Origin of the sequence: Mycobacterium sp. E1386 (genome assembly GCF_001672745.1) — a bacterium.
GTDB lineage: Bacteria > Actinomycetota > Actinomycetes > Mycobacteriales > Mycobacteriaceae > Mycobacterium.
On the sequence record NZ_LZKH01000125.1, the window covers coordinates 1 to 4,010 of the forward strand.

General features: G+C 64.1%; 4 protein-coding genes. All 4 read left to right on the forward strand.

Annotated features, from left to right (window positions below; all coding sequences use genetic code 11):
* Positions 1 to 174: ABC transporter permease (locus A5709_RS13525; protein ID WP_197520139.1), on the forward strand; the 174-nt coding region annotated here is incomplete at its 5' end.
* A 6-nt stretch (positions 175 to 180) separates the two neighbouring features.
* Positions 181 to 1,497, forward strand: coding sequence for an MCE family protein (locus A5709_RS13530; RefSeq protein ID WP_067945231.1), 1,317 nt, complete (start codon positions 181 to 183; stop codon positions 1,495 to 1,497).
* Positions 1,494 to 2,534 (forward strand): virulence factor Mce family protein, encoded by a 1,041-nt coding sequence (locus A5709_RS13535; RefSeq protein ID WP_067945233.1) that lies wholly within the window; start codon positions 1,494 to 1,496, stop codon positions 2,532 to 2,534. Before A5709_RS13530 ends, A5709_RS13535 begins: the two co-directional genes overlap by 4 nt.
* Positions 2,531 to 4,010, forward strand: a 1,480-nt coding sequence (locus tag A5709_RS13540) for a virulence factor Mce family protein (RefSeq protein ID WP_197520140.1), incomplete at its 3' end; no start/stop codon positions are given. The genes A5709_RS13535 and A5709_RS13540, both read left to right, overlap by 4 nt.

Genomic DNA, 4,010 nt, shown 5'->3' on the forward strand with positions numbered 1-4,010 from the left:
GTCGTGATGACCACCCACTGCTACTACGGCTACACCGCCACCGGCGGGCCGGTCGGTGTCGGTGAAGCGGTCGGCCGATCCATGCGGCTGTCGTTGATCACAATCGTTGTGGTCGTCGTGCTCACCGCGATGGCGGTCTACGGCAAAACCCCGAACTTCAACCTCACCGTGTAGCCGCCGATGACAGCCCCGCCCCCGAACGCCAGAGAGAACCCGCAACGCATTCCGCCGTACAGGACGGCCGCGTTGGTGTTCTTGATGGTCTTCGCCGTGGTGCTGGGTGTCGTCTGGTTGCAGTTTCGCGGCCGGCTCACGCCGACGACTCGTTTGACGATGCTGGCTCCACGGGCCGGTTTGGTGATGGATCCGGGGTCGAAGGTCACCTACAACGGCGTGGAAATCGGCCGGGTGGCCAGCATTTCAGAGGTCGAACGTGACGGCACCCAGGTGGCCAAGTTCGACTTGAACGTGAATCCGAAGTACATCGAGCTGATCCCGGCCAACGTGGACGCCAATATCAAGGCGACCACGGTCTTCGGCAACAAGTACGTGTCGTTGACTTCGCCGAAAAAGCCTACGCCGCAACGTATCACACCGCAGCATGTAATTGATGCCCGGTCGGTGACAACGGAGTTCAATACTTTGTTCGAGACCCTGACCTCCATCACGGAGAAGCTGGATCCGGTCAAGGTCAACCTGACGCTGGCTGCCGCCGCGCAGGCTTTGACCGGCTTGGGCGACAAGTTCGGGCAGTCGATCGTCAACGCCAACGCCATCCTCGATGACATCAATCCGCAAATGCCGCAGATCCGGCACGACATTCAAGGGCTGGCGGCCCTGGGCGACGTCTACGCGAAAGCGGCACCCGACCTGTTCGACTCTCTCAACAACGCGGTCATCACAGCGCGCACGCTGCACCGGCACGAAGCCGACCTGGATGCCGCGCTGTTGGCCGCGGCCGGGTTGGGCAACACCGGCGAAGACATCTTCGCCCGCGGCGGGCCCTACTTTCAGCGCGGAGCCGCCGATCTGGTGCCGACCGCCCAGCTGCTCGACACCTACAGCCCCGAGATCTTCTGCACCATCCGGAACTATTACGACGAAGAACCGGCCGCGTATGCGACGACGGGCGGCGGCAACGGCTACGCGTTGAGAACCATGACCGAGCTGACATCAGGCCTGGGGGGCATCCTCACGCTCCCGGGGTTAGCCGGCACGGCGGCCACCATGGGGCTCCTCGGGCTGGCCGGACTAGTCGGCGGGGCACCGAATCCCTTTGTGTATCCGGACAATCTGCCGCGGGTGAACGCCCGCGGCGGGCCCGGAGGTGCGCCGGGATGCTGGCAGGCCGTCACCCATGACCTGTGGCCGGCGCCAAGTCTGGTGGTGGACACCGGCGCCAGCCTCGCCCCCTACAACCACTTAGACACCGGCTCGCCGTACGCAATCGAGTACGTGTGGGGCCGTCAAGTCGGAGACAACACGATCAACCCATGAAAATCACCGGCTCCGCTATCAAGCTCGGCATCGTCTCACTGGTGCTGCTGCTGATCGCTGTGTCGATCGTCGTGGTCTTCGCTCAGATGCGCTTCAACAGCACCAACAGCTATCACGCGGAGTTCGGCAACGCCACCGGGCTGAAAAACGGCCAGTTCGTCCGCGCCGCGGGCGTGGAGATCGGCAAGGTCAAAGCGGTGCGGCTGATCGAGGGCGGCCAACGAGTCCTGGTGGATTTCGATGTGGACCGGTCGATCCCGCTCTACCAGTCGACGACCGCGCAGATCCGCTATCTCAACCTGTTTGCCGACCGCTACCTGGAGCTCAAGCGCGGCGAGGGTGAGGGCGCCGACCGGGTCCTGCCGCCGGGCGGCTTCATTCCGCTGTCTCGAACTTCACCGGCGCTGGATCTCGACGCCCTGCTCGGTGGTTTCAAGCCGCTGTTCCGGGCGCTCGACCCCGACAAGGTCAACACCATCGCGTCGGCGATCATCACCGTGTTCCAGGGCCAGGGCGGCACGATCAACGACATCCTCGACCAGACCGCACAGGCGACCGCGCACATCGCCGAACGCGACCAGGCCATCGGTGAGGTGATCAAGAACTTGAACACCGTGCTGGACACCACCGTTCGGCACCGCAAGGAATTCGACCAGACCATCGACAACTTCGAGCGATTGATCACCGGGCTGGAACACCACGCCGACCCGCTGGCCGCCGGCACCGCGAACATCAGCAACGCCGCCGGCACGGTGGCCGACCTGCTCGCGGACAACCGCGCTCTGCTGCACAAGGCGATCAACTATCTGCAGGCGCTTCAGCAGCCACTGGTCGACCAACGCGATCAGCTGGGCGACCTGATCCACAAGACGCCGACGGCGCTGAACTTGATCGGACGCAGCATCGGGCTCTACGGGGACTGGGTGAACTTCTACGTCTGCGACCTCACCATCAAGTGGAATGGCCTGCAGCCCGGCGGTCCGGTACGCACGGTTCGGATTTGGCAGCAACCGACCGGTAGGTGCACGCCGCAATGAGAACACTGACGGAATTCAACCGTAACCGGGTCGGGCTGATGGGCATCACTGTGCTGGTGCTCGTCGTCGCCGTCGGCCAGAGCTTCACCAGTATCCCGATGATGTTCGCCAGCCCGAGTTACTACGGGCAGTTCACCGACACCGGTCAGCTCAATAAGGGCGACAAGGTGCGCATCTCCGGCGTGAACGTCGGCAAGGTGGAGGGGTTCGATATCGACGGCGACCATGTCGTGATCAAGTTCAACATCGGTGCGAACACCATCGGCAGCGAAAGCCGGCTCGCCATCAAGACCGACACCATCCTGGGTAAAAAGGTGCTCGAGATCGAGCCGCGGGGAACCCAGACGTTACGGCCCGGGGCCATGTTGCCACTGGGCCAAAGCACCACGCCCTACCAGCTTTACGACGCGAACTTCGACATCACCAAGGCCGCCACGGGCTGGGACATCGACACCGTCAAGGAGTCGCTGAATGTCGTGTCGCAGACCATCAATCAGACTTACCCGCATCTGAGCGCCACGCTCGACGGTTTGACCCAATTCTCCGACACCATCGGCAAGCGCGACGAGGAGGTCAAACACTTACTCGCTCAGGCCCACCAAGTGGCCGGTGTCCTCGGTGACCGCAGCGAACAAATCAACCGGTTGTTGGTCAACGCGAAGACGCTGCTGGCGGCGTTCAACGAACGCGCCCGCGCCGTCGGCGTCCTGCTGCAGAACATTTCCGCCTTCTCGGCCGAGGTGCAGGGGTTCATCAACGACAACCCGAACCTCAATCCCGTGCTGGAGCAGTTGCGTGCCATCAGCGACGTGTTGGTGGAACGCAAAGACGACCTGGCTCGAACCCTCACTTATGTAAGTCAATTCGCCGCATCGCTCGGGGAATCCGTGGCGTCGGGACCGTACTTCAAGATCGTCCTGGCCAACCTGCTGCCGTACTGGATTTTGCAGCCGTTCGTCGACGCCGCCTTCAAGAAGCGCGGCATCGACCCGGAGAACTTCTGGCGCAGCGCCGGGCTGCCCGAGTTCCGCTGGCCCGACCCCAACGGCACCCGGTTCCCCAACGGCGCACCACCGCCCGCGCCGCCGGTGCTCGAAGGCACACCCGATCACCCGGGACCGGCCGTCCCACCCGGAACGGCGTGTTCCTACACCCCACCACCCGACGCGCTGCCGCGGCCATGGAACCCGTTGCCGTGCACCGGTGTTGACGTCGGCCCGTTCGGTGGCAGTTTCCCGGCGCCGATCGACGTAGCCGCCTCACCACCGAACCCCAACGGCCTGCCACCGTCGCCGGGCATCCCGATCGCCGCACGCCCCGGCGAGGCACCACCCGATGTCCCCGGCACACCGGTACCGCTGCCCATCCAGGCACCGCCGGGCGCGCGCACCGAGAACCTGCAACCGGTTGATCTGCTCGCTTCGGTCACCGAGCACGCTGGCTACCTGGTGGGCCTGAGCGAGCAGGTGCTTGATC